Here is a 26,367-nt window from a genome sequence, read left to right as displayed (position 1 = left end):
TTCAATTTACTTACCTTGCAAAGTCCAAATTTAAATAAACAATAAGATAGTATAGATGGCCCAAAAGAACGGAAATGGAAAGAGTATGGAAGAAACCCTTTGGGATTCGGCCAATAAATTGAGGGGAACGGTAGAATCGTCGGAATACAAGCACGTTGTGTTGAGTTTGATATTCCTGAAATTTGCCAGTGATAAGTTCGAAGAGCGAAAAGCAGAGCTAATAGCTGAAGGAAAAGAGCAGTTTTTAGAGATGGTAGAATTTTATACCATGAAAAATGTGTTCTTTTTACCAGAACAAGCGCGTTGGAGCCATGTAATGCAACATGCCAAGCAGGATGATATTGCCATAAAAATTGACACAGCCTTAGCTACCATCGAAAAAAATAATGCAGCACTAAAAGGTGCATTGCCCGATAATTATTTCTCGCGTTTGGGATTGGATGGCAGCAAACTCTCTGCCCTACTCGATACCATTAACAATATTGATACCGTTGCTGATAAGCAGGAAGATATCGTTGGCCGTGTGTATGAATATTTCTTGGGAAAATTTGCAGCTGCCGAAGGAAAAGGCGGTGGAGAATTCTACACCCCTAAATGTATCGTAAACCTATTGGCTGCCATGTTAGAACCTTACAAAGGGAAGATATACGATCCTTGTTGTGGTTCTGGAGGTATGTTTGTGCAATCCATAAAGTTTGTGGAAAGCCACAAGGGCAACACCAGAGATATTTCCATTTACGGACAGGAATATACCACAACCACCTACAAACTGGCAAAAATGAACTTGGCCATTCGTGGAATTTCCGGAAACTTGGGCGACGTACCCGCCGATACTTTTTTTAAGGATCAGCACCCCGATTTAAAAGCTGATTTCATTCTGGCAAATCCGCCTTTTAACCAAAGCGACTGGAGAGCGACTACCGAACTGACCAACGATCCGCGTTGGAATGGTTACGAAACACCACCAACTGGTAATGCCAACTATGGATGGATTATGCATATGCTTTCTAAACTTTCGGAAAACGGAACAGCAGGTTTTGTTTTGGCCAATGGCTCCATGAGCTCAAACACCAGTGGCGAAGGCGAAATTCGCAAGAAATTTGTAGAAAATGATTTGGTAGATTGTATGATTGCCCTACCGGGACAATTATTCTACACCACACAAATACCCGTTTGCCTTTGGTTCTTAACCAAGAATAAAAAGGAAGACACCGAACACGGTTACCGAAACCGAGAAGGTGAAACCCTCTTTATTGATGCCCGAAACATGGGAACAATGGTAGACCGTACGCACAAAGAATTAACAGCTGATGATTTGGCAGCAATTACTCGCACTTACCATGCCTGGAGAGGAGAAGAAAAAGATGGCGTTTACGAAGACAAAGCTGGATATTGCAAAGTAGCTAGCAAAGAAGAAATGGCCAAACACGATTACGTACTAACGCCTGGGCGTTATGTTGGTGCTGCCGAAATTGAAGACGACGGTATTCCATTCGAAACCAAAATGACAGAATTGACCCAAACACTTTACCAACAAATGACAAAATCAGAAAAATTAGATGATGTGATTCGTAAAAATATGGAGGTTTTGGGATATGGAGAATGACATTATAAAATCTGAAATAGAAAACAGAATCTTTCAATTCAGAGGTGTTCAGGTAATGATAGATCGTGATTTGGCTGAACTTTATCAAGTTGCTGTTAAAAGACTAAACGAACAGGTAAAACGAAACATTGCAAGATTCCCAGAAAACTTTCGATTTCAATTAAATGCGCAAGAGTTTGAACAACTAGTCGCAAATTGCGACCGGTTTAAATCGCTGAAACATTCGTCATCATTTCCTTACGTATTTACCGAACAAGGAATTTCGATGTTGTCAGCAGTTTTACGAAGCGAAACTGCCATACAAGTTAGTATTCGCATTATGAATGCCTTTGTTTTAATGCGCAAACAAATAATGAATAGCAGCTTAACTTTACAACGATTGGATCGGATAGAACAAAAGCAAGTGGAAAATGAACATAAATTTGAACGAGTTTTTAATGCTTTGGAGAACAAAGAAAAAATACCGGATCATGGCATATTTTTCGACGGACAGGTATTTGATGCCTACACTTTTGTTTCTGATTTAATTCGTAAAGCAAAAAAATCTATCATTTTAATCGATAATTATGTGGACGACAGTGTACTTACTCTGCTTAGCAAACGCAACAAACAAGTAGAAGCAATAATTTATACACAACAAATTAACAAGCAATTACAACTTGATTTGAAGAAACACAATACACAATATCCCGAAATAAAAGTAAAACGCTTGAATAAAGCTCACGATCGATTTCTGATTCTCGATCAAAAAGAACTTTACCACATTGGCGCTTCGCTAAAAGATTTAGGTAAAAAATGGTTCGCTTTCTCGAAAATGAATGCCGAAAGCATGAAAATTATTGAACAATTGAAAAATAGGGAGGTTTTGGGGTATGGAGAGTAAATGGAAAAGAGTTGTAATTTCTGAAGTTTGCGAGTTAATAGTTGACTGTGTGAATAAAACTGCACCAAAAGTTGATTTTGAAACACCATACAAGATGTTAAGAACAACTAATGTTCGTAATGGAAAAATTGATACGATTAACTGCAAATACGTAACAAAAGAAATTTTTGAGAAATGGACTAGACGAGCAAAAGTTCTTGAGGGAGATGTTTTACTTACAAGAGAAGCTCCGCTTGGAGAAGTTGGTAGAATAACTAGTAATGATAATCTTTTTTTAGGACAAAGGCTAATGCAGTATAGAGCTAATCCGAATAAACTTGATTCTCGTTTTCTTTTATATTCTTTTAGATCTGCAGATTTACAACATCAATTTCAAATGCATGAAGGTACAGGTTCGGTAGTTAGTCATATAAGAGTTCCTGATTGTTTAAAATTTAAACTTGACCTTCCCGCATTATCTGAACAAAAACGCATTGCTCACATTTTAGGTTCACTGGATAATAAAATAGAACTCAATCGCCAAATGAACCAAACTTTGGAGCAAATGGCACAAGCCTTATTTAAATCTTGGTTTGTTGATTTTGATCCTGTAATTGACAATGCTCTAGCTGTTGGAAATTCAATTCCTGAAGAACTACAAGCAAAAGCTGAAAAACGTAAGGCTTTGGGTAAGGATAGAAAAACTTTACCGGAAGAAATTCAGAAACTATTTCCAAATGAGTTGGAGTATAGTAAGGAGTTGGAGAAGTGGGTGCCGTTGGGATGGAGAGTTGGGAAAATTTCTGATGTAGCTGACGTAATTGGTGGTGGAACACCATCTACTAAAGTTGATGAATATTTTTCAGAAAAAGGAATTCCTTGGTTAAGTCCTAAAGACTTATCTGGTTATGAGTGGAAATATATCTCCAGAGGAGCAAAAGATATTTCCCCTTTAGGATTAAGTAAGAGTAGTGCCAAATTAATGCCCAAGCGGTCAGTTTTATTCTCATCAAGAGCACCAATAGGATATGTTGCTATAGCTGAAAATGAAGTTTCAACAAACCAAGGTTTCAAATCGTTAGTTCCTAACCAAAATATCAATTCAGAATATTTATACTGCTTCTTAAAAAGTAAGGTTGAAGATATTGAAGCGATTGCAACAGGGTCAACATTTAAAGAAGTATCGGGAGCTGCTTTCAAAAATTTTCCAATACTAATACCTGACATTAACATCCTGAAAAATTATCAAGAAAAAACTGATGACTGGAATAATAAAAGACTAACTAATCAAAAGCAGGTTGAATCACTTACAAAACTTCGAGATACACTTTTGCCTAAGTTGATTTCTGGAGAAGTAAGGGTGCCTGATATTGAGGGAATGATTGAAAATAAAAACGACAAATAAAAATGCTTAATACCAGAATCATAGCATCCTTATTTTTATTCCTTAGTGCCTATTCACCACTTTGGGGAATTTTCTTAATTCAGGATCTGAATTTTGAAACATGGGAGTTATCACATCCAATTCTAGTTTGGATTGGTATTGGAATAAGTATCTTCTCTTGTGCTGTAATTCTTTTTGCTGTTAAACAACCCAAAATATCAGTTCCTCCAGTTAAAGTAATAAAAGCATCAAATCGATCTGGAGATCTGCTTAATTATAGTATTCCTTATATGGTGTCTTTTTTTGCCTTAGATCTGGATAGTATTAATTCATTATTGAGTTTTACCTTTTTCATGCTAATTCTTTATCTATTAACGCTAAAAACGCATAGCATTTTTATTAACCCAACACTTGCTCTTTTCGGATATAATCTCTACAATATTTCTTATGAACAAAATTCAGAAATTCTAGATAAATGCTGTTTGGTTAAAGGAAGTAAACCAAAAAAAGATTCTTATTGCAGAATTATAGACTTATCGGAAAACATATCACTAATAACCCAAATTAATCCTAAAATCTAACTAATGGAAGAAGTTGAAACCCTAGTTGAATCCATTCAGGAATCATTTGAAACAGTTAAAGACATTGATTGGACCCAAGCCACTGTTTCACTATACATTGTAAAACGCAAGTTGAGAAACAGAAAAGCTACCTACACGACAAGTCTTGTAAATATAGATCCTAAGTTAGGATATAAGCTAAGAAATATTGCTAACAATAAGATCAATTCTTCTAATGAAGCACTTGAGTATGATTTCAACACTTCTGATTTAGATAACAATGTACTTGGTATTGAAGCAGAAGAAACTGATCTGCAACAGATACTAAACGATATGAATGCAGAAGAACCTCTTCCTACTATTGGTAACATGGACGATTTACTCAACTCTTGGGTTTATATTGCAAGATTAGATGTTGCTGATCAAGAACCACTTTATACAGTAAGAAAGATTTCTGAAGGGTGGAAGGCTAAAAAGATCCGGCAAATTGGAATGAATATGATATTTTCCGGAAATATGCTTGTTGATTTGGAACAACAGAGCATTTTCAAAATCGACAATCAAGTTGATTTCTTCTCATTTAATGGAACAATTTTCATAGCCAATAAAGTGAATTTCGAATCAGCCTTAAATTTCCGCGACGGCATGGAAAAAAATAGAGATATTATCATCGAAGAATTCAAAACAATCAATCTCTTCGTAAATGCCCATGAAATCAGCAAGATTATTGGAGATAGTTTGCCTAGATTAAGAAAACTCTCACAGGTAAAAAAATCAGGTTACTATCTAGATCAAGATTTTCTAACTGGACTACAAATGGTTGCACAAGAGGATGATTGGGATATCGCGTATACTGATGACGGCAAACTAATTGTGACACAAGAAAATATAGATTCTGTCTTATTGGTTCTCAATAATGGCCGTCTTACTTCTAAAATTAATGATGAAAGTTTTGATGTTGATGTGAAGCATAAGTATGATCCAGGCAAATAAACATATCCATATATTTTTCTGATTGCAAAATTCCAAATATCGATGACAACACAAACTAAATATCCAACATTCCTTAAAAACAGCCCAATTGGGAAAGACCAATTCGAGGGGCAATCACAACAAACAATTGCTACATCCATAGCTGATCAATTAAAAGCTAATTCTTGTAAAATGATTGGCATAGATGGAGGTTGGGGAACTGGGAAAAGCAACTTGGTCATGATTGTAGAGAATCTTCTAAAGGTAAAAAATTCTGAAAACACCCAAAATTTTCACTTTTTCACTTATGATGCTTGGGGGCATCAAGAAGATATACAAAGACGCGCTATCCTTGAAGAGTTAACTGAAGATTTGACCACCAAACTCTCAAAGTTTGAATCAGATAAATGGAAAGATAAACTAAAAAATCTGCTTGCAAAAAATAAAGAAACAAACACCACAGCTAAGCCTAGTCTAAGTATCGGAATAATTATTTCTGTATTGGTTGTCGTTTTTACTCCAATCTTAAAAATTTTAACAGAGAAGATTGAAAGCCCGTACTTGAAAACTTTAATAGTGGCTATTCCTTTGCTATTCCTGATGGTGGTCTTTTTTAGAACTCTATACAAACTACCAAAAGAAAAGATAACTCGGAAGGAGCGTTATAAGCTTGCCCTGCAAAAGCTCTTTGAAATTTACCAAAAAGATAAAATAGAAAAAACCACCTACGAAACCATCTCTGAAGAAGAGCCATCTGTCAAGAAATTCCGTGACTGGATGAAAGAAATTGAGGAGGATCTTAGTAATGATAGATTAGTATTAGTTTTTGACAACATGGATCGATTACCACGTCTAAAAGTACAAGAACTTTGGTCCTCTATTCACGTATTTTTTGCCGAAACAGACTACAAAAACATTAATATCATTGTTCCATTTGATAGAGCCCACATCAGAACTGCATTTAAGGAAAATGGAGATCAAGACTGTTATGGTGATGATTACATAAATAAAACCTTTTCTGTCATTTATCGTGTTTCTCTTCCCATTTTATCAAACTGGAAAAACTACTTTAAAGAAAAATGGGATGATGCATTTGGCAAAATTGATCCTGAATTAAAACAAGTACTACAAATATACGACGCACTTACAGAAACAATAACACCCAGAGGTATTATTGCTTTTATCAATGAATTTGTATCCATTAAAATCCTTACAAAGGAAACTATACCGCACAAGTACATTGCATTATTTATACTTGGAAAAACAAAAATATTAGAAAAGCCTCTTGAGGAAATTATAACTCCAACCTATCTAAAAGGTTTATCTTTTATTTATGACGGTGATGAAGAAATGCAAAAATGTGTTACTGCATTAACCTATCAAATCCCAGCTGATAACGCACTCCAGGTTGTTTATTCAAAGAAACTTCAAGATTCATTAAGTAATGCCGATATAGACACGATTAAACTTATCAGTCAAACTAAAGAGTTTGAAGATATCCTGTTAGCAATAATTCCAGATATAACAAATATTGAAAATGCTATACTGATGCTAAACAATATTAATTCAGAAGCATATGTAACGAAAGGAATGGAAAATGATATATGGGAACTTATTTATCGTAGATCAAAAGAAGTTCAGAACAATACACAAAAAATTAAAGATTTTCAGAAAGTACTTTTTAACAGAATCAAAGATAAATTAGGATACATTAGAAGTATTATATCTGTAATGACTGATTCAAACAAAAAATTCAATGCCACCGACTATTACAATAGCATTAATGAACTCATTAATCAAATTAAAGATAAACAATATGATATTGATCTTCTCAAAGAATTAGAACCTAAGGAAACCGATACTGAAGATTTTATCTCATTCATAGAAACTGCTAAGCATTCATATAAAAAGTATAAAGTTGTCACAGATGCTAACATGCTTGATGAGTCCTTAGCTTCTAAAAAAATAGATGAACTGAAGGCTATAAATTATGTCCGTTATATTTATGGTGATTATGAATTAGATTTATATCGAGGCAAAATAAAAGAATATATTCAATCGAATTCAGGAACTTTGGAGCATTTTAAGATTTTAATAAAACAATATAAAGAAGTATCTGATAAGTTTGATGTAGATATCCCTGATAGTACTATATACACACACTTTAATACCTTAACCAAGAACGATGATTTTTACTATGATCTTTTAGCAATGAGAATTGCGAAACAGAACAATTTTAATTCATCGTATACCAGTATTTTCAATACACTTCTTTCCTCAAATGATACAGATGACGTAATTAAATTAACCAACAAAATAAATTTTTACATTAATTATAGTGACTATTTAATAGGGTTAAAATTGTTTAGTGCGTACTCATTATACAAATCAGTTGCTAAAAAATTAACCGAAAACAATAACGGTAATCAAAAAGCAAACATTCTCACCCTTCTTAAAAATTTCCAGTTTATATGTGATTCTGCCGAAATTTCACACAAATCACTTATCACTAAGTTAGATGGCTGGCCACATACCCGAGTTAATGTTGAAAATATTAAAGAAAATGTATCCATAGATTTAATAGATCAAACATTAGAGGTAAATAATACATTAATTGACCATATCAGAGCAATTCTTACTGAGTACTTAAACTCAATTTCAGAAGAGCTTTGGAAAGATTATTTTAAAAGCCCAAGTTCTTACGAAGTAGAAATGGCACTGATGTTAAATTATAAATGGAATACAAATGCAATAAATGCTTTTAAATTCACATTGAAAGAGATTGCTATCGGTAATATCCCTATCCCAAACAAAGAGAATTGGGATAAAATCGTTAGTAGTATTGATAGCTCTGGCCGGAAACTCGTTGCAGTATTTAATGATGTACGAGATGTTTTTATATCAACTGCAGAAATGAGCCTTCCTCTATTTACTTTTTTTGGCAATTGGTTATTTAATTTCTCAACCCTTGATAAAAAGCAAGAATCACTTCGAAGAATACTACCAACTCTCCTGCTTAAGGACCAATATTGTAGAGATCTCATTTTCAAAAATAAGGATAAGTTACCTGAGATTATTTTAAAAGCTGGTGAAGATGAAGCATTTGATTTTAAAGAAGCATTAAAGGAAATGGCGATCACTTCCGAAGATGAAAACATTAAAGACATAGCTATATATCTGGGAGTTGAATTTCCTAAAGACGAACCACTAGAAACAGAATCAACTTCTATTAAATAACAATAAGTCAGCATCTAAATATTAAAATTGCAATTAATGCATACTCCGAAACAAACTTTTCTCCATAACGAATTCTGGCTCCTCACTTTTGGTGGTGCATTTCAGCACGTTAGCATTTATAAAAAAGATGTTGGTGAACTAGAACGAAAAGAGTTTCGGGTAAGTCTTAAAAAATATATTACGGATGAAATTATTCCACAGTATGTTGACTTGGTTACAGAGTCCGATCATGTTGAAAATTTGAAAAGAATTATTCTATTTTCTAAGAGCTTCAAAGACATACTAGTTAATGGAAAATTGAATGTGGGAGTTAGTCAAAAGCTACTAAATCTGATTCTGAAGTATTATTGGTGTTTGGGCGAAATTGCAATGCCTCCGCACTGTCCTGTTGATAGAATAATACAGGTAAAAGGCTTAAAAACTACTCCTATTAGCTGGACAACAATAAGCGACACAGAAGTTTATCTCAATATCATTACTAAAATGAGAAAGGAAGCCGAAAGTAAAAATCAGACCCTTGCAGAATGGGAATTGGAAGTATTTCAGAGAAATGGGAACTAAATAAGTTGACCAGTAAAGTAAAATGTCAAGTTTTTTGCGCAAAAAACTTGACATTTTGAACCTAGCAAATAATAGAATTGGCAAATAGGTGAAAATCCACTTAGTAGAATAGTAAGCAATTAAAAATTATTATTTTCACCTAAGGGTATTTTCCTAGGGTGGTAAATAAAAGAGATATGATAGAAACCAATCGCATAGAATATAAAAAGCAATTAACCAATGAATTGGAAAAAGAGGTTGTAGCTTTTTTAAACTACAAAGAAGGTGGTAACATCTTTATTGGTATCGACAAATATGGAAACACAATTGGTTTAGAAGATGCAGATGATACACAATTGAAAATAAAGGATCGCTTAAAGAATAATATTGTTCCATCTTGCATGGGCTTATTTGACGTATTGTGTGAAGAAAGAGACGGTAAAGATGTTGTGAAAATTAATATTGCTAGTGGTTCCGAAAAGCCTTATTACGTTCGAAAAAATGGCATGTCGGAAAAAGGGTGTTTTATTCGGGTTGGTTCTGCTGCTGACCCTATGCCACAAAAAATGATAGATGAATTGTTCGCAAAACGTACTAGAAATTCTCTCGGGAAAATTAGATCCAACAAACAAGATTTAAGCTTTGAGCAATTACATATTTATTACGAAGCATCTGGGAAAAAATTAAATCAACAATTCACCACCAATCTGGAACTTTTAAATGAGGATGGTGCATTAAATTACGTAGCCTATCTTATGGCTGACAATAACAGTACGTCTATTAAAGTTGCAAAATATAAGGACGTAGGAAGAGCTGATCTGATTGAGAGCAATGAATATGGTTTTTGTTCTCTGATAAAAGCAAGCAAGCAGGTTATTGACAAAATAGAGTTGGAAAACAGGACTATTACTAAAATAACAGCTAAGGAAAGACAGGAAAAAAGATTGTGGAATGCTGTCGCTCTTCGTGAAGCGATTATTAATGCATTTGTTCACAACGATTTTACGAGAGAGGTGCCTCCTAAATTTGAAATTTTCCCAGATAGAATAGAAATCACTTCGGCTGGTGGCTTACCTGAAGGTTTAAATCAAGATGAATTTTTTGAAGGTTTTTCCGTTCCTCGCAACAAAGAAATTATGAGAATCTACAAAGATGTAGATTTGGTAGAACAGCTTGGTTCTGGTGTTCCTAGAATATTGGAATCTTATGGAAAAGACTGCTTTAAATTTTCGGATAACTTTTTGAGAATGACCTTCCCTGCTGAACTTAATCAGCAAGTCACCGAACAAGTTACCGAACAAGTTGGTAGGCAAATAATAAAAGAAAACCAATTCAACATCCATTATTTGCACTTATTAAAATTGATAGAACCCCAAAAGGAACCAAGTGAGAAAAGTATAATGAAGTATACTCGACTTGCTAATGAAATAACAAATGAACAAGTAAAGATTCTTGAGTTCTCTAATAATCCTAAAAAGAAAAAAGAGATACTTGAACAATGTTTAATGGTAAGTAACCAAACAAAGAATTTTAACAGACATATTGAACCTCTTATTGCTCTTGATCTTATTCAAAGAACAATAAAGGATAAACCACAAAGTCAACATCAAAAATATTTCACAACTCATAAAGGACGACTTGTTCTTCTTATTAAGAATAACGAAGGTGATAATAAGTAACTAAGTGAGTAACTAAGATGATAGGCTGAATATCAGAATAATAATAAAAATATTAATTTCTTAGATTCGAAAAGTAACTAAGTGAGTAACTAAGTGATCATGATTAAGTAGGTGGTCCAAGTTTGTAAAAACAATGTACAAATAGAAGATATTGAGATGAAATTTACCGAAGAAAAACTAGAGCAAGCTTTTATTGAACTTCTAGAACAGGAGAACATTCCGCATTTTTTGGGTGCTGACATTAAAAGAGCTCCTGAAGAAGTGCTGATAAAAGAAGACTTGAAAGCATTCTTACTGCGAAAGTACCTAGCAGAGAAGCTTACCAATTCGGAGGTAGATTTAATTATTCGGGACCTGGAGAAACTCCCCTCTTCCGATTTATACGAGAGCAATAAAGTCATCATGAAAAAGGTGCGTGATGGTTTTGTTTTCAAACGGGAAGATCGGAGCAAAAAGGATCTATACATTCAGTTAATGGATTTTCCGGAAGTAGTAATCCCTTCGAGTATTTCTCTGCCAATAAATCAGGAACTGATTGCTGCAGATCAACAAGAAGAATACAAAGGTAAATCGGACCGGAACATTTATAAAATTGTCAATCAGCTTGAGATTGAAGGCTATCAAAAACGAATTCCCGATGGTATTTTGTACATCAACGGTTTACCCATGGTCGTTTTCGAATTTAAATCGGCCATTCATCCCGAAGCGACAATTCATGATGCTTATGTGCAAATAACGACTCGCTACCATCGAGATATTCCTGAATTATTCAAATACAACGCGTTTTGCGTGATTAGCGATGGTGTAAACAACAAGGCTGGCTCCTTTTTTGCTCCTTATGAGTTTTATTACGCCTGGCGCAAAATAGAGGGAAACGAAACAGAGGTGGATGGAATTGATTCCATGTTCTCTATGATAAAAGGGATGTTTAGGCAAGAACGCTTGTGCGATATCATTCACAACTTTGTTTACCTACCCGATTCCTCGAAAAAGGACGAAAAGATACTTTGTCGATATCCACAATACTACGCAGCACGTAAGTTGTACGAAAACATTAAAATACATCAGCGTCCGAATGGAGATGGTAAAGGCGGAACCTACTTTGGAGCCACCGGTTGTGGCAAAAGCTTCACCATGCTTTTTTTGACTCGCTTACTGATGAAGAGTAAATATTTTGCGAGTCCTACTATTGTTCTGATTACGGACCGAACCGATTTGGACGATCAGTTATCGGGCCAGTTTACAAGTGCTAAAGATTACATAGGTGACAACAAGGTGATTAGTGTGGAAAGTCGGGTCGATTTACGAAAGGAATTGCAAGGACGAAATTCTGGAGGTGTATTTTTAACTACCATCCACAAATTTACTGAGGACACCCAATTACTTACTGACAGAAGCAATGTAATTTGTATTTCGGACGAAGCACACCGTAGTCAAACCAATCTGGACCAAAAACTAAGAATTACAGACAAAGGGGTGACCAAGACATATGGTTTTGCAAAATACCTGCACGATTCCTTGCCAAATGCCACTTACGTGGGATTTACCGGAACACCAGTTGATGCAACTTTGGACGTATTTGGTGAAGTTGTGGATGCTTACACCATGACAGAATCGGTAAAAGATGAAATTACGGTACGTATTGTTTACGAAGGCCGTGCAGCCAAAGTAGTACTAAACAACTCTGCTCTTGAGAATATTGAAAAATATTACAGTGAGTGTGTTGAAGAAGGTGCCAACGATTATCAGATAGAAGAAAGCAAGAAGGCAACAACCAATATGAACACCATTATTGGAGATCCTGATCGCTTACAAGCATTGTCCGAAGATTTTGTGAAACATTACGAAAAACGTGTAAACGAAGGATCAACGGTAAAAGGGAAAGCTATGTTTGTATGCAGTAGTCGCCAAATAGCTTATGAATTTTACAAGAATGTAATTGCTTTGCGCCCTCAATGGGCCGAAATATTAGCTTGTGAACAAGGTGTGAATCTAACAGATTCAGAAAAAAAAGAAATTAAACCCATGGAGCGTGTGAAAATGATCATGACTCGTGGTAAAGATGATTCGAAAGAATTATACGAAATGCTAGGCAGTAAAGAGTATCGAAAAGAGCTGGATCGACAATTTAAAAACGAAAAATCAAACTTTAAAATTGCTATCGTGGTAGATATGTGGTTAACTGGTTTCGATGTTCCTTTCTTAGATACCATTTACATTGATAAGCCTATTCAACGCCACAATCTTATTCAGACTATTTCTCGTGTAAACCGCAAGTTCGAAGGAAAAAATAAAGGTTTGGTTGTCGATTATATCGGGATCAAAAAACAAATGAATCTGGCCTTGGCTCATTATAATAAAGCCGACAGTCAGAATTTCGAAGACATTGAACAATCAGTTGTCGTTGTGAAAGATCATTTGGACTTACTGGCTAAGATCTTCCATAAGTTTGATACTTCGAAATACTTTTATGGTTCGAACCTGGAGCAGTTGAACGCTCTAAATATGGCTGCAGAATACGTTCAGGTAACTCAGGAAATTGAGAAACGTTTTATGTATTTGGTGAAACGCTTAAAAGCAGCTTACGACATTTGCTCCGGAAGTGAAAAACTAACTGAAGATGAACGTGATTACATTCACTTTTATATGGCCGTTCGTTCCATTGTATTCAAATTGACCAAGGGTAATGCTCCCGATACGGCGCAAATGAACGCTAAAGTTCGTGAAATGATTAAAGACGCACTATTGAGTGATGGTGTAGAAGAAATTTTCAAGCTTGGCGATAACAAGGAAACACAAACAGATATTTTCGAAGAAGATTATTTGGCTAAAATTGAAAAAATAAAGCTACCCAATACCAAAATAAAGCTATTGCAACAGTTACTAGCCAAAGCCATTCAAGACTTTAAAAAAATCAATAAGATTAAAGGCATTGACTTCTCGAAAAAAATGGCCGATTTGGTGAGCAAATACAACGAACGAAACGAAGATGATGTTTTAAGAAGTGAAGTTCTGGAAGAATTCACCGATGAAATTATCGACCTCTACCATGCTTTGAGAAAGGAGAAAGAATCGTTCCATGAAATGGGTATCGACTTTGAGGAAAAAGCCTTCTACGACATTTTAAAAGCTCTGGCTCACAAATACGACTTCAACTATCCGGAAGATAAATTGATCGAATTGGCCAAAAAGGTTAAAGATGTTGTTGACGACAAAGCCAAATACACCGACTGGAGCAAACGAGATGATATCAAAGCCGAACTAAAGGTTGGTTTAATCATCCTATTAGCCGAAAATGACTATCCTCCTGTCGATCGTGACGAAGTGTATAAGGAGATTTTTGAACAAGCGGAGAACTTTAAGAAGTATCAGGAGATATAAAGCATATCATGAATAAAAAAGAAAAATTATTACTCGGTACTACTGCACTATTAGGATTAGGATTACTACTTAACCAATCTTACAATAATATTATCTCATCGAAAAATTCATAAATACCGGATTCCTATATTCATTCAATTTATACTCCAAATCATCCTTGAGACTTTCATCTATTAAGCTAAAATCAAATTCAGTCGAAAAAACACAAATCATATCCATTAAAAATTCCATGCACCACTCCATCAGTTCTTTTTTGTCCTCCTGATAAATAAACCTGGCCATTTCTCTTCCAATTCTGAGATCATACTCCTGCATTGTATCTGCATCGTCTACATTTTCGAGTAATCGATTATAATACTTATCATCCTCCAATAAACGAAAACAAAGTGCTGTTTTATCTGAATCTTTCAATCCCTTCAAATAAGAAGTTGTTAAATCAGATAGCTCTTCAAAATAATGATTCTGTGATTGTCCGTCCTGAAAAGCCAGTGTTTGAAATTCTTCCCGTATCGAAATGTATATCTCCCCATATTCATCTTCCTTTTCTTCGAGATTAATGGCCTTGCGAAGCAGATCCACTAACAATATATTTCCATAATCGACTAAAGCTCTGTAAACATCTTTGGTAATATACATTTCATTAGATAAATCAATCATTTGTTTGTGTTTTTGACTCACTAGTGTCCCATTAAAATATAAAAAAGTTCTTTGAAAAAATTGAAATTTAGTTAGTTATAGAGGTTTTCCAAGCGAACGGACTTGAATTTTTAGTTTTGTATCAGATTAATCTGATTGCATATGTATCAAGATAAATACGTTTTCGCTCAACTGGTCTCGTTTCTGAATCGAAGTAAATTCAATCGTATTATTGCTAAATACAAAGGAGACAAATACGTGAAACATTTCACCTGTTGGAATCAATTGCTATCTCTGATGTTCGGGCAATTGTCAAACCGTGAAAGTCTAAGAGATTTGATTGTCGCACTTGACGCTCATCACTCCAAATCTTATCATTTGGGCTTGGGCAAGAATATTTCAAAATCATCTTTGGCCAGAGCCAACCAAGACAGAGACTATCACATCTTTGAAGAGTATGCTTACTATCTGGTAAACGAAGCCAGACAGAAACGAGTTGCTGACATCTTCAAGCTTGAAGGCAATGTCTACGCTTTTGATTCAACGACGATTGACTTGTGCCTTTCCATATTCTGGTGGCGAAGTTTCGTAAGAAAAAAGGTGGAATCAAAGTGCATACATTATATGATGTGGAGACACAGATTCCCGCATTTTTCCATATCACGGAAGCTTCTGTTCACGATTCTACTGCAATGAAAGAAATCCCTTATGAATCAGGCTCATATTACATATTTGACCGTGCATATAATCACTTCAAGATGTTGTTTAAGATTCATCAAATAGGAGCTTTCTATGTTTAAGGAGCCAAAAAGAATCTACAATGCAAGATGATCAAATGGAAACGAAGATTGCCCAAGAACGTACTTTCAGATGTAACAATTGAATTGACAGGTTTTTATCCTAAACAATACTATCCAGAACATCTTAGATTGGTCAGATATTGGGATGAAGAACAAAAGCGTAAGCTTGTATTCTTAACCAATGCGATGCACATTTCTGCACTTCAAGTTGCTGACCTTTACAAGAACCGCTGGCAAGTCGAGCTTTTCTTCAAGTGGTTAAAGCAACATCTGAAAATCAAAAAGTTCTGGGGTACTACTGAAAATGCTGTTCGGATTCAAATCTACGCAGTCATGTGTACTTACTGCTTGGTGGCAATCGTCCAAAAAGACATGCAACTTGACAGAAGTACATATGAGGTTTTGCAGATATTGAGTATATCTTTAACAGATAAAACTCATCTTCGAGACCTATTTGAGAGAACTAAATTTCAAAATAACAAAGAACGTTTTAGGCTTAATGAGCCAAATTTGTTTAATTTTTAATAACGTCCCAATTTTAATGGGACACTAGTGAGATGATCTATTAATAAATAGTACTTAAGAAGTCTCTAATTCATAAGAGAACACCTCATTAGTCCTTCAAATTTCGATCTGTTTTTATTTCAAATTTAAATCCAATCTTCCCGCTCGCATTAGAATCAATTCAATATAGGCTTCTTTCATATCTTCGGGAAGAAAGCTAATCTTAATTAACTCAAACCAAGAAGGCACAACCTTCTCAAATTTTAAAAATATATTATTCTGTGTTTTCTCTGGGATTTCAAACAAGTTAAAAGCAGAAGTAAAATCCTTACGTTTAATTTTCTTCTTCTTAGCATTAAGAGTAAGAGCCAAATCTTCATCATCCTCAGGCATTATAAGCGCAGTAGAGAGCATATCATACGCCGGAGTCAAAACGTAACCAAGGATTGGATTATTAATTAAAGAGAAATTTTTTAGATGCATATCAGCATTACCTGTTAAAAATGAAAACACCACCTGCTCAAAAAAATTAACCAAATCCAATCCAGGATTCATTGAGTATTTTTCAATTGCCTTACCAATCTGTTCATACGAACCACGGTATTTAAATTCTGTTAATCGTTCGGTAAGTTGACACATATCCTCCATATGGAGTTTCTTCCCATCTACCCGATCGATACGTTTGGTTATATAAGCCAGCTTACCATTCTGCATTCTAATTAAAGAATGAGGAACCGTTTCTATCTTAGCGATGCTTGCTAAATGCAGAGTGAGATCTTCTAATTCTGGCATATTGCAAAAACGCTGTGTTGGTGGTTTTAGGATATATCCACCCCATAATCCAACAATTGTAAACCTCATCTGCCCCTGATCATCTTTGCTTTTAGCAATCTCCATTGAAAGTTTCGGCTGAACTCCGGTTACAGCTATCTGACTTTTAATAACCTGATTTGCCAACTCCAATATTTGATCTTCAGAATAGGGTAATACAGGAACATCTTTCCGATTAAAGATCTTCTTGCAACAAGCAGGATGGAAATCATTTTGCCCTTCTTTCAAAGGTTGATAGCAATTAAGACATACTTTATTCATTCTTTCCAGTTCTATTTTTTACTCTATTCTTCCCCAATTATACTTACTGCCCCAATACAGTCCTTACAGCATACCATAAGTAGTCCCATACGATCTGTTTCACGAAGCTTCCAGTTTTTTTCAGCAATATCCAAAAGCCATCCTTCTGGTATTAAACCATCAAAAAAAGGAAACATGGTACTGCTTTTATACTCTTTGTTTGTTAAAGGCAATGTTAAGCTTACAGGTTCAGGATTTTCCATTTTTAAATACTCTTCGGTGTATGAAAATTGAAAACCATCCTCATTTTCTAGAATGAGACCAGCCCATTTGTCATGCATATATACTTTTGCTTTTCTCATAGCTTACCTTTCTATTATTATTGGTCCCAATTCGTGACCAAACAGTTTTAAGACTTGATTGACCTTATCCATTCGCAAAGTTTCTTTCCCTTGTTCCAAATCACGAACAAACCTTATACCGACACCTGCCTTGTCCGCAAGATCTTGCTGGGTAAGCTTAAGTAACTTGCGTTTTTCTTTTAAGAATTGTGATAATATCATATAAATTCTCTTTCATTATACCTGTTCGGGTATAAATATAGTAAATAATTTAATAGTATACCTGTTCGGGTATAAAAAAAAGATTCAACAACACATTATACCCTTTCGGGTATAATTAAAATCGACACACATATAGATTACCTATTAAAAAATAGTATTCAAGAAGTCTCGAATACATCAGAAAATAGCTCATCCCATCTAAAAAGTTTCAAGTATAACGTAAACTTTTCATCATTTTAATGAAAGCTTCAGGTATACCATGAACTTTTCAATGGTTTTGGATGATGTAATTCCTTAAATGATTTCTACACTATAGTATGTATTTTTCGAATTCCAGAAGCTATTCTATAATTTCCAACTTCTGCAAAAACTCTACGATATTAGTTTGTCGATCCAGACCCATCTTTTTTCGTATTCTACTGCGAGATGTGTTTACACTATCGGGACTGATGCCCATCAATTCCGACATGTCCTTACTCGAAAAACCAAGTTTTATAAAAGCGCAGAATTTTAAATCGGTGGCTGTTAGTTTCGAAAAATTTTCGCGCAGGAGCTTAAAAAATTGAGAATTAACCGACGTGAAATGAATTTCAAACTCCTCCCACTTTTTAGACTTGTCGATTTTTATGGAATTCGCCAAGTCCTTTAATTCCCCAATTGTTTTATCATTATTGGGTAAATCTGCAATATTTTGAGTCAGATCATTCAAAATTGTGTCTCGTTCGAGCATTTGTAATGCTCTGCTCATTAATTCTTTATTTTTTACTTCGAGTACAACGTTTTGTTTTTGTTTTTCAAGCTCCTGCTCCTTCTTTAATAACAACTTTTCGTTACGCAGTTTACTCGCTTGCCTGTTAAAATAAACAAGCAACACCGTAATTATAAGAATTGATAAAGCAATCAACGACAATAATTTATAAAGCCACACCTGATTTTTACGTTCAAGGAGTTCCAATCGCTGGGCATCAAATTTTCGTTCTTCTTCCTGCAAACGCAATGTGTATTTGTCTTTAATTTCGAACAGCTCTTTATTTAACGTACTCTTACTTCCAAACAAACTATCGCTTAACATTTTGGATTCAAGTAAATACCGCAGTGCCTTTTCATGATCTCCTTTAGCAACATAGCATTCCGACAAAAGCTCTAAGTCATCAATTCTCTTGTCGAGATGAATATGATAAAAGTCAATTGTTTCTATAGATTTTTGAAGGTAAAAAATAGAAGAATCATTTTTTGAAAGTTGCTTGTAATATCGCCCGTAATAATGAAAAAGAAGCGCATGAATCTGCATTGGCGCTTCACCAACTTCATCATAAATGGTGCGAAGTAAATTCCCCGCATCTTCGGTTCTAAACATATCAAGGTAAAGTTCACTTATTTGCAAATTTGTATAGCGAATCTCATTTCTGCTTGCCTTAGCTTGATGCATCAATCGCAATTTCTCCAACAATAGCTTCTCAGCCATTTCATAATTTCGGCTTTGCTTCATTAGTAACCATGCTTGTTGTCCTTTTATCATTCCTGTATGGTACGCTTTCAAGTTTTCCTCTTCAATGTTTGCGTCTACCAAATCAAAAGATTGTTGAATGTAGCTACCGGCCTTTTCGTACTGCTCGAAAATAATATACAAACCCGTTAACTTCTGAAACAGCTCCAACTTTTCGATAGCAAACTCGTCTGTCTGAACCAGAGGAAGTAAAGACCAAATGTTATCATATGCCTGATGAAAACGCCCAATTCCAGAAAGGTGACGAATCATTTTCTGCTTATAATTTATAATTTTAATTGTATCGCCAGCATGCTCAGCTTTGCGCAATTGAATTTGAAAATGAGTTACTATTGTATCGGATTGATTTTGTATCCGATCCGCATTTTTGACGTTTCCACATACAACAGAACTTACCAATATAACGAAGGTGAAAATAAGGAGATGTTTATAAGCGATACTTCTCATTGTTAAAATTGATTTTTTGCTAAACAGCAATTTAACAGCGGGAAATTAATTAGAATAACTTAAATTGTTTAGATATTTTCCATTCTATTTTAACATTGTTTAGTTTTTTCTAAGATCTAAAATGAATTCACCTGCTCTCTTTTTATCATTTTTGTTATACAAATCGGTTTCGATACGATACAAAATTAAAAACAGCAAGAAAAAAAGATTATTAAACCATATAATAGCATGAAAATACTAATCCCGCTTAATTTGGCTTTCCTTCTACTATTAGGATTTACAAGTTGCGAACAAAAACAGGCACCAAAACCCAATATTGTAATAATATATGCTGATGACATGGGCTATGGTGATTTAAATTGTCAGAATCCCGATTCAAAGATTCCAACTCCAAATCTTGACAAATTAGCTAGTGAAGGAATGCGCTTTACCGATGCTCATAGCTCATCGGGTATTTGTTCCCCTAGTCGTTTTGCTTTACTAACAGGTCAATATCACTGGCGACGTACACACAACATTGTTGAGTCTTTTGGTCCACCTATGTTTAAAGAGCAAGACATTACCCTTCCTGAAATATTAAGAGAAACAGGTTATGCCACAGCATGTATAGGAAAGTGGCATTTAGGATGGAATTGGAATTTTATTAATGAAGAACCATCGGGCGAACGAGAATATTGGGGAAAAACACATAAAATGTACGAATTAAAAGATCTTGATTGGAGCAAACCACTTACTGGAGGCCCTCTTGACCAGGGTTTTGACTACTACTTTGGCGATGGAACCATCAATTTTCCTCCATACGCTTTTATTGAGAATGATAAATTTGTAGAAGCTCCCAATGCTATTTTTGAATTTAATCAATTCGAAAGGGAAGTAAAAGAAGCTGATTGGGATTCTCGTCCTGGACCGAAAGTAAAAAACTGGGATCCTTATAAAGTTTTGCCAACACTAACACAAAAAACGAAGGAATGGATTGGCAAACAAAAGGGTGACCGACCTTTCTTTTTGTATTTGGCACTTCCCGCTCCTCACGCTCCTATTATTCCTAACGATGAGTTTGATGGAAAATCGAAGGCAGGTGCATATGGCGATTTTATGGTTCAAACCGATTGGGTTGCCGGCGAAATTTTAAAAGCCCTAAAAGAAAATGGGTTTGAAGAAAATACTCTTGTTATTTTTAGTTCGGACAACGGCCCTGAACGATTTGCTTTTGAACGAGCTGAAAAATATGGGCACTTCAGTATGGGCGAATTCCGTGGATTAAAACGCGATGTATGGGAAGGAGGACACCACATTCCTTTCGTAGTTAAATGGCCTGGAAATATTCAAGCTGGTTCGATTTCCAAGGAAGTAATTTCTCAGGTTGATATTATGGCAACCATAGCCGCTATTACTAAAATTAAAATCCCTAAAAACGCAGCTCCAGACAGCTATGATTTGTCAGCTGTACTAAAAGGCAAAACCTATTCATCTCCTATTCGTGAAGCAACCGTTCAAAATACTTATAAAGGAATGTATGGTTTACGACAAGGAAAGTGGCTGTATATCAACAAACCAACAGGTGAAATTTCAAAAATGCCGGCATCCTTTAAAAAATTAAGAAACTATTCTGATTTTAAAACCAAAGGTCTTTTGTTTGATCTGGAAAATGATGCTGAACAAAGAGTAAATCTTTACACTGAAAATCAGGGTAAAGTTATGGTTCTAGATTCCTTGCTACAGAAATATCGCCAACAAGGATATTCTGTAAAAAGGGATCAATAAATCTTTTTACAAAAAACACATCAAAAAATAAATTGAAACTAACAAAATAGATGCACATGAAATTCAATCATCAAATTATATTCGCTTTAATTATTCTTGCCATTTTGTTTACGATACCATCGCAAGCGCAAGATATAGAGCGACAACGCCCAGCAGAATGGGAAGGTCTTGTTTACGGCGGACGTTTCATGGATAGATTTCTGCCCATGCCAGCCAACGGAAAATTAAGTGCTGAAAATTGGGGAACAGCGGCCGTTAAACCACGTTACACCAATAATGGAATTGAAGATAACGAATGGTCGTACTGGGGTGGAAATATTATCAAGGCCGACGACGGCAAGTTTCACCAGTTTTTGTGTCGCTGGCGCGAAGATTCGAAGAAAGGACACATGGAATGGCCAAATTCAGAAACGGTTCATGCAATTTCAACGAATTCGATAGGGCCTTTTAAAGTGATTGATGTAATTGGGAAAGGACACAATCCTGAAATATACCCATTAAAAGATGGGCGTTTTTTCCTTTACGTAAATGATGGCTACTACATTGCCAAATCGTTAAACGGACCCTGGGAATACAACAAGTTTACTTACGACCAAAGAGAACGTCCCGTTTTCGACCATATGTCTAACCATACATTTGCACAACGTGAAGATGGTTCGTATTTGATGGTTTGTCGTGGCGGAGGTATTTGGTTTAGTCAAACCGGACTTCCTCCTTACTATCAGGTAAGTGAAAAAAGCACCTACCCACCCTACGACGGACGGTATGAAGATCCGGTTGTTTGGCGAACCAACATTCAGTACCACATGATTGTAAACGACTGGCTAGGACGTATTGCCTACTATTTGCGCTCTAAAGATGGCATCAACTGGAAATTGGATACTGGCGAAGCCTATATGCCTGGAATTGCTCGTCATGAAAATGGACAGGTGGAAGGCTGGTATAAATTCGAACGCATTAAAATGCTACAAGATGAGTATGGACGAGCATACCAAGCCAATTTTGCCGTAGCCGATACCATTAAAAAGCAGGATCTAGGCAGCGACACGCACAGCTCAAAAAACATTGCAATTCCATTAAGCGTAGGTCGACTTATTACTATCTTAGATCAGGATAAAATTGATGCTTCCACCAAAATAATTCGCGTGTTGGTAAAAGCTGAAGCTGATTTTAATCCACAGAAAGACCTAAATATTCCATCTCTTCGTTTTGGAGCTTCGGAAGAAGTAAATTATGGTCGTGGCTGTACAGTTTATAAAACCGAAAAATCAGGAGATCACTTAATTCTTCTTTTTAAAGCATCTGGTAATGGCTTCACTAAAGAAAATTTTACGGGAAAATTACTCGGTAAAACAAAAAAAGGGGATCTACTTTTTGGCTATGCACGTTTGCCTTGGTTGGAATACAATCAGCAGGCACTTTCTGCCAAATTTCCTGTACTGAATGGAATCAGCAACAATAAATTAAAAATTGAAATTGAAGTTCAAAACTTTGGGCAAATATCATCGATTCCTTCGCAACTAAATATAGAATATCAAGAAGATGATCAATGGAAAACAATTGCAACAGGAACAGTTCCGTCTTTACAATCTTTCGAAAAAACTTGCTTGACCTTAGAAGCTAGAAAATTTAAAGAAAGAGGAGAACAAATACATGTTCGAGTTACAATTTTGCAAGAGAATCAAAAATCAAGCGTTTTGGAAGGTGGAATTATTCAACGATAAATTGAATTGTAATTAACGGATATTTCCCATATCTAATAATAATAAAAAATAGTATTATGAAAGTGCCCGAACAAGGAAGTAAGCTTTTATAATGACCAGGAAGCAACAAGAGTATTATCAACAATCCTGACAAATAAAATAGTTAATTGATATTTGCTAAGATATGATTCATTACGCTCTGTCGAACTATGTCCTCAACTACAGCACATTGCGACAATCTCACAGGTACAAAATCAAGCTTTAAAAATAACAAACAAAAAAATGCCAATTAAAATTTTACTTCTCTACAAATTCTGTTTAACCTTAATTAACATCTTTTAGCATTTTCAATCCAGATAGTTTTCATAAGTTTGTACTATCCTTTCCGAGAGGATTAGGTTTTCATAGATTAAAATGGGTTAGATTAGGTCCGGGGTGGTTCCCGGACTTTTCGTTTTATAGAAATTACTACTTACATTAACCCAGCACTTCTTCATTTACTATAATCTGATACCAACAAATGGTTTTGATGGCAAAGCACGATAGATGGCTTTGGCCTCGGCTTCTGAAATTACCAATCGAATTTCAGGATAATATTCAGGAACTTTAAAACGAATAGTCTCCTTTAAATTTTTAAAACTATTCAAATCCTCCCGAAACCAAAACATTTGTCCATTCCACCAATCCGATCGCGAAAACTCATCGCTTCCTTCAATTTTCAGAATAATTTCTTTATCTAAAGTTAGCATCCAATGCACTGCTTCCGTTTTTACGGAATCTATTTTTGCGCTGGCAGCTTGAGCTTCGGTGGTATCTTTAGGCGCTTTTTTTACCACAATTGGAGCCTTGCTAATGGTCGATAAATAACTCTTCACCTTCATCTGAGTACCAAATAGATGTTGGTAGGTAGCTGGTTTTAACTGATACAAAAACTCATCGACTTCAAAATCAGTAATTTTTGTTGATTTTATCACCACTCCTTTCATTTCCAGTTGTAAAAGACTGTCTTTTAGATTTAACGACAAACTAATTGAATCGTTTTTCGACATTTGAAAACGAGTTTCTAAGAATACTTTCTTTTGAAACAAATCTACAATCACCGAATCCATATGTTTTTCGTTTAATGGTAGCAAAACTACGTCCACCTGCTCATCAAACATTTTCATTTTTTGCCTCACTCCAATAACGGAAAAAATCCCGTACTGCAAGGCAATTCCAATCATTACAATTAGAACACCATACACAATATAATTCCTGAGTAAATGAGAACTTCCGGAATTATGATTTTTTTGCTCACTCATATTAGTAGATAAAAACCTTTGCCCCAATTGGCAAGGATTGATAAACAGTCTTTAAATCCTCATCATTCATTCGAACACAACCATGCGTAACAGGCTGTCCTAAAAACCTTTTATACAATGTTCCATGAATTAAATACCCTTTGCCCAAACTAAGCGCATAATCTCCTAAAACACCCGCTTCAAAACGAGCTGAAGAATTAGGACCTGGAATTGGTAAACCCTCCTCTACAAACGCCCAATCGGGTTTCCGCCAAACGGGCGAAGTAATTTTTCCCTGAATAGAAAATACGCCTTTCGGAGTTTGAAACATCCAGTTTTTATTATTTTCTGCCTCTAGTTTTATATAACTACCGGTAGAACATAAACCTTCACGAACAAGCACCTTATTCTGATACAAAGAAAAAGTATTATCAGAGGTATTAATAATTAAATAGGCTCCCCCGGGAGTTAACCGATCCATCTTTTTTTGTATCTGCGTAATTCCTGCCTGCAACTCCTTCTCGAACTTACTATTATTCTCACTCTCTTGAATTGCACTTAGCGTTTTGTCAAATATGAAAGGACTGTTTTCCAAATAAGGAACTCCTACCAACAAAAACAGAATTATAAACCAAAGGAAAATAGGCATTAGTAACCAAAAAATAAACGTAATCAGCTTCCCTTTTTTAATGCTCGTATTCAATTCCCCTTCTAAATTGCTTTCATCATTCATCATGATTCTTCATTAATTTTTTTCGTAAATCTCGCTTAACGGCTTCAAAGATCCTACAATAACTACCGATGTTCCATTATCAACCAGTCGATACAACACATCCATATCCTCATTATGCAAGGCAACACAACCATCCGTCCAATCAATCCCCTTGCCTCCAAACCCATGAATTTCGATTAAGTTCCCAATGTGAGTTCGAAAGGACAATGCTCCCTTTTTCTTTTCCGAAGCAAAACGTTGCTTATCTTCCTCGTTAGGATAGTTAATCAAAAGTGCTTTATAAAATTTTGTGCGCGAGCCTTCTTTTTTTTGAGTAATTCTATAAACTCCTTCCGGAGTAGCTTTATCTCCTTTGTGGCGCTTATCTCCCATCCAATTCATACCCAATTCTGCATTAAAACTTCTTAGGAGCTTTCCATTCTGATAAACAAATAACTGATGATCCATTTTATCTACCAAAATTGTTTTATTTCCGCCTTTTGATAAGCGTATTGCATCGGCTCCCATCTTTTCCCATTTGGCATAATGCGAAAACCATGTTTTCAGAACCTCATCAGCCTTCTCGTTGGCCACAGTTAGGTACTTAGCCGCTTCTTTATAACTTGCCAATGCTTCGATAAACCGATCGCTGGTGTAAGCAGTTTTCGCCTCGCTAAGTTTCATCACTCCCAAATTATGCGACTTACTAATACTCTCACACAAAGGCATTTGCTTGTAAATCCGATTATAAAGCTGCACTTTTATCTCCAATTCGTCGATTCCACGTTTTGCAATCACATTGGTATTCTTAATTTGTTGCAAAGATTTTTTCTCTGCTTCGCTAGCTTTTGCAATCGTTAAATTCACAAAACTTAATACCGGCTTATAATCTCTTCTTAGGAAAAAGCGCTCATTCTCAACCGACCATGAATTCATGGCTGAATCGTAAAGTTGCTTCGCCTCTTTGTACAAAGGCTTTGCATACTCCTCAGCACCCGCTTTTTGAGCGGAATTGAGTGCCTCTCGGGCAAGTTTTAATTCATTTTGAGGAGGCTTTGGTTTTAACCAAATAAGCACTACACCCGCAACAAGCAATAAACCAACTACCGCAATAACTCCACGAACAAGAAGCCTACTCTTCCCTTTCCCCATTCTTTAA

At 35.4% G+C, this 26,367-nt stretch carries 20 protein-coding genes and 1 pseudogene; 13 read left to right on the top strand and 8 right to left on the bottom strand.

Annotation, left to right across the window (positions count from 1 at the left end; all coding sequences use genetic code 11):
- The first annotated feature begins 55 nt into the window (after positions 1-55).
- From BZG02_RS12485 to BZG02_RS12445, 9 genes are all read left to right on the top strand, one after another.
- Entirely contained in the window at positions 56-1,606 is a 1,551-nt protein-coding gene (locus BZG02_RS12485) for a type I restriction-modification system subunit M (protein ID WP_101261771.1), read from the top strand.
- The gene (locus tag BZG02_RS12480) at positions 1,596-2,489 is read left to right on the top strand and encodes an ORF6N domain-containing protein (RefSeq protein ID WP_101261770.1); all 894 of its coding nucleotides are present in this window, start codon (positions 1,596-1,598) and stop codon (positions 2,487-2,489) included. The genes BZG02_RS12485 and BZG02_RS12480 overlap by 11 nt, the downstream gene beginning before the upstream one ends.
- 49 nt (positions 2,490-2,538) lie before the next feature.
- Positions 2,539-3,873, top strand: coding sequence for a restriction endonuclease subunit S (locus BZG02_RS12475; protein ID WP_245868089.1), 1,335 nt, complete (start codon positions 2,539-2,541; stop codon positions 3,871-3,873).
- 2 nt (positions 3,874-3,875) lie between these two features.
- Positions 3,876-4,433: a hypothetical protein gene (locus tag BZG02_RS12470; RefSeq protein ID WP_101261768.1), complete on the top strand. Its 558-nt coding sequence runs from the start codon at positions 3,876-3,878 to the stop codon at positions 4,431-4,433.
- A gap of 3 nt (positions 4,434-4,436) precedes the next feature.
- Positions 4,437-5,405, top strand: a complete 969-nt coding sequence (locus tag BZG02_RS12465; RefSeq protein WP_101261767.1) for a Kiwa anti-phage protein KwaB-like domain-containing protein — start codon at positions 4,437-4,439, stop codon at positions 5,403-5,405.
- 42 nt (positions 5,406-5,447) lie between these two features.
- Positions 5,448-8,621 carry a P-loop NTPase fold protein gene (locus BZG02_RS12460; protein WP_101261766.1) on the top strand — a complete coding sequence of 1,058 codons (3,174 nt, stop codon included), beginning with the start codon at positions 5,448-5,450 and terminating at the stop codon, positions 8,619-8,621.
- Between the two features lie 36 nt (positions 8,622-8,657).
- The gene (locus tag BZG02_RS12455) at positions 8,658-9,182 is read left to right on the top strand and encodes a hypothetical protein (RefSeq protein WP_101261765.1); all 525 of its coding nucleotides are present in this window, start codon (positions 8,658-8,660) and stop codon (positions 9,180-9,182) included.
- A 176-nt stretch (positions 9,183-9,358) separates the two neighbouring features.
- Complete coding sequence (locus BZG02_RS12450; protein ID WP_101261764.1) at positions 9,359-10,840, top strand: RNA-binding domain-containing protein; 1,482 nt, start codon at positions 9,359-9,361, stop codon at positions 10,838-10,840.
- A 156-nt stretch (positions 10,841-10,996) separates the two neighbouring features.
- Positions 10,997-14,221 carry a type I restriction endonuclease subunit R gene (locus tag BZG02_RS12445; protein ID WP_101261763.1) on the top strand — a complete coding sequence of 1,075 codons (3,225 nt, stop codon included), beginning with the start codon at positions 10,997-10,999 and terminating at the stop codon, positions 14,219-14,221.
- A gap of 90 nt (positions 14,222-14,311) precedes the next feature.
- Here BZG02_RS12445 and BZG02_RS12440 read toward each other — a convergent pair whose 3' ends face one another.
- The gene (locus BZG02_RS12440; protein WP_101261762.1) at positions 14,312-14,878 is read right to left on the bottom strand and encodes a hypothetical protein; all 567 of its coding nucleotides are present in this window, start codon (positions 14,876-14,878) and stop codon (positions 14,312-14,314) included.
- 141 nt (positions 14,879-15,019) lie between these two features.
- Between BZG02_RS12440 and BZG02_RS21340 the strand changes: the two genes are divergently transcribed.
- Both BZG02_RS21340 and BZG02_RS12435 read left to right on the top strand, forming a co-directional pair.
- Positions 15,020-15,553, top strand: a complete 534-nt coding sequence (locus BZG02_RS21340) for a DUF4372 domain-containing protein (protein ID WP_425432619.1) — start codon at positions 15,020-15,022, stop codon at positions 15,551-15,553.
- Positions 15,457-16,182 (top strand): annotated as a pseudogene (locus BZG02_RS12435) (IS4 family transposase); the annotation flags it as partial. The gene BZG02_RS21340 and the pseudogene BZG02_RS12435, both read left to right, overlap by 97 nt.
- Positions 16,183-16,296: 114 nt before the next feature.
- On the opposite strand, the gene BZG02_RS12430 reads toward BZG02_RS12435, so the two are convergent.
- The 4 genes from BZG02_RS12430 to BZG02_RS12415 all read right to left on the bottom strand — a co-directional run bounded on the left by BZG02_RS12430 (position 16,297) and on the right by BZG02_RS12415 (position 19,749).
- Positions 16,297-17,253 (bottom strand): HipA domain-containing protein, encoded by a 957-nt coding sequence (locus tag BZG02_RS12430; RefSeq protein ID WP_101261761.1) that lies wholly within the window; start codon positions 17,251-17,253, stop codon positions 16,297-16,299.
- A gap of 23 nt (positions 17,254-17,276) precedes the next feature.
- A complete protein-coding gene (locus tag BZG02_RS12425; RefSeq protein WP_101261760.1) occupies positions 17,277-17,594 on the bottom strand; it encodes a HipA N-terminal domain-containing protein in 318 nt (105 codons plus the stop codon).
- Between the two features lie 3 nt (positions 17,595-17,597).
- Positions 17,598-17,795, bottom strand: a complete 198-nt coding sequence (locus BZG02_RS12420) for a type II toxin-antitoxin system Y4mF family antitoxin (RefSeq protein WP_101261759.1) — start codon at positions 17,793-17,795, stop codon at positions 17,598-17,600.
- Between the two features lie 340 nt (positions 17,796-18,135).
- On the bottom strand, positions 18,136-19,749 hold the full coding sequence (locus tag BZG02_RS12415) for a helix-turn-helix transcriptional regulator (RefSeq protein ID WP_101261758.1): 1,614 nt from the start codon (positions 19,747-19,749) through the stop codon (positions 18,136-18,138).
- Between the two features lie 228 nt (positions 19,750-19,977).
- Between BZG02_RS12415 and BZG02_RS12410 the strand changes: the two genes are divergently transcribed.
- Entirely contained in the window at positions 19,978-21,513 is a 1,536-nt protein-coding gene (locus BZG02_RS12410) for a sulfatase family protein (protein WP_101261757.1), read from the top strand.
- A gap of 56 nt (positions 21,514-21,569) precedes the next feature.
- Complete coding sequence (locus BZG02_RS12405) at positions 21,570-23,237, top strand: glycoside hydrolase family protein (RefSeq protein WP_101261847.1); 1,668 nt, start codon at positions 21,570-21,572, stop codon at positions 23,235-23,237.
- A 479-nt stretch (positions 23,238-23,716) separates the two neighbouring features.
- On the opposite strand, the gene BZG02_RS12400 is transcribed toward BZG02_RS12405, so the two are convergent.
- From BZG02_RS12400 to BZG02_RS12390, 3 genes are read right to left on the bottom strand one after another with little or no spacing between them, the layout of a single operon-like run.
- Positions 23,717-24,517, bottom strand: a complete 801-nt coding sequence (locus BZG02_RS12400) for a hypothetical protein (RefSeq protein ID WP_101261756.1) — start codon at positions 24,515-24,517, stop codon at positions 23,717-23,719.
- A 1-nt stretch (position 24,518) separates the two neighbouring features.
- On the bottom strand, positions 24,519-25,232 hold the full coding sequence (locus tag BZG02_RS12395; RefSeq protein WP_101261755.1) for a L,D-transpeptidase: 714 nt from the start codon (positions 25,230-25,232) through the stop codon (positions 24,519-24,521).
- A 9-nt stretch (positions 25,233-25,241) separates the two neighbouring features.
- The gene (locus BZG02_RS12390; RefSeq protein WP_101261754.1) at positions 25,242-26,360 is read right to left on the bottom strand and encodes a L,D-transpeptidase family protein; all 1,119 of its coding nucleotides are present in this window, start codon (positions 26,358-26,360) and stop codon (positions 25,242-25,244) included.
- Positions 26,361-26,367 lie beyond the last annotated feature (7 nt).

The organism is Labilibaculum filiforme, from assembly GCF_002843315.1.
In the GTDB taxonomy this organism is placed as follows: Bacteria; Bacteroidota; Bacteroidia; order Bacteroidales; family Marinifilaceae; genus Labilibaculum; species Labilibaculum filiforme.
The sequence above is the reverse complement of the archived record's forward strand: the minus strand, read 5'-3'. Positions and strand labels throughout refer to the sequence as shown.

Excerpts from the sequence above, each read along its gene's own strand:
- BZG02_RS12480 (WP_101261770.1), top strand. The coding sequence starts at position 1,596 with ATGGAGAATGACATTATAAAATCTGAAATAGAAAACAGAATCTTTCAA.
- BZG02_RS12400 (WP_101261756.1), bottom strand. The coding sequence starts at position 24,517 with ATGAGTGAGCAAAAAAATCATAATTCCGGAAGTTCTCATTTACTCAGG.
- BZG02_RS12425 (WP_101261760.1), bottom strand. The coding sequence starts at position 17,594 with ATGAGAAAAGCAAAAGTATATATGCATGACAAATGGGCTGGTCTCATT.
- BZG02_RS12440 (WP_101261762.1), bottom strand. The coding sequence starts at position 14,878 with ATGATTGATTTATCTAATGAAATGTATATTACCAAAGATGTTTACAGA.
- BZG02_RS21340 (WP_425432619.1), top strand. The coding sequence starts at position 15,020 with ATGTATCAAGATAAATACGTTTTCGCTCAACTGGTCTCGTTTCTGAAT.
- BZG02_RS12415 (WP_101261758.1), bottom strand. The coding sequence starts at position 19,749 with ATGAGAAGTATCGCTTATAAACATCTCCTTATTTTCACCTTCGTTATA.
- BZG02_RS12405 (WP_101261847.1), top strand. The coding sequence starts at position 21,570 with ATGAAATTCAATCATCAAATTATATTCGCTTTAATTATTCTTGCCATT.
- BZG02_RS12485 (WP_101261771.1), top strand. The coding sequence starts at position 56 with ATGGCCCAAAAGAACGGAAATGGAAAGAGTATGGAAGAAACCCTTTGG.
- BZG02_RS12420 (WP_101261759.1), bottom strand. The coding sequence starts at position 17,795 with ATGATATTATCACAATTCTTAAAAGAAAAACGCAAGTTACTTAAGCTT.
- BZG02_RS12460 (WP_101261766.1), top strand. The coding sequence starts at position 5,448 with ATGACAACACAAACTAAATATCCAACATTCCTTAAAAACAGCCCAATT.
- BZG02_RS12430 (WP_101261761.1), bottom strand. The coding sequence starts at position 17,253 with ATGAATAAAGTATGTCTTAATTGCTATCAACCTTTGAAAGAAGGGCAA.
- BZG02_RS12395 (WP_101261755.1), bottom strand. The coding sequence starts at position 25,232 with ATGATGAATGATGAAAGCAATTTAGAAGGGGAATTGAATACGAGCATT.
- BZG02_RS12445 (WP_101261763.1), top strand. The coding sequence starts at position 10,997 with ATGAAATTTACCGAAGAAAAACTAGAGCAAGCTTTTATTGAACTTCTA.
- BZG02_RS12390 (WP_101261754.1), bottom strand. The coding sequence starts at position 26,360 with ATGGGGAAAGGGAAGAGTAGGCTTCTTGTTCGTGGAGTTATTGCGGTA.
- BZG02_RS12465 (WP_101261767.1), top strand. The coding sequence starts at position 4,437 with ATGGAAGAAGTTGAAACCCTAGTTGAATCCATTCAGGAATCATTTGAA.
- BZG02_RS12410 (WP_101261757.1), top strand. The coding sequence starts at position 19,978 with ATGAAAATACTAATCCCGCTTAATTTGGCTTTCCTTCTACTATTAGGA.
- BZG02_RS12455 (WP_101261765.1), top strand. The coding sequence starts at position 8,658 with ATGCATACTCCGAAACAAACTTTTCTCCATAACGAATTCTGGCTCCTC.
- BZG02_RS12450 (WP_101261764.1), top strand. The coding sequence starts at position 9,359 with ATGATAGAAACCAATCGCATAGAATATAAAAAGCAATTAACCAATGAA.
- BZG02_RS12470 (WP_101261768.1), top strand. The coding sequence starts at position 3,876 with ATGCTTAATACCAGAATCATAGCATCCTTATTTTTATTCCTTAGTGCC.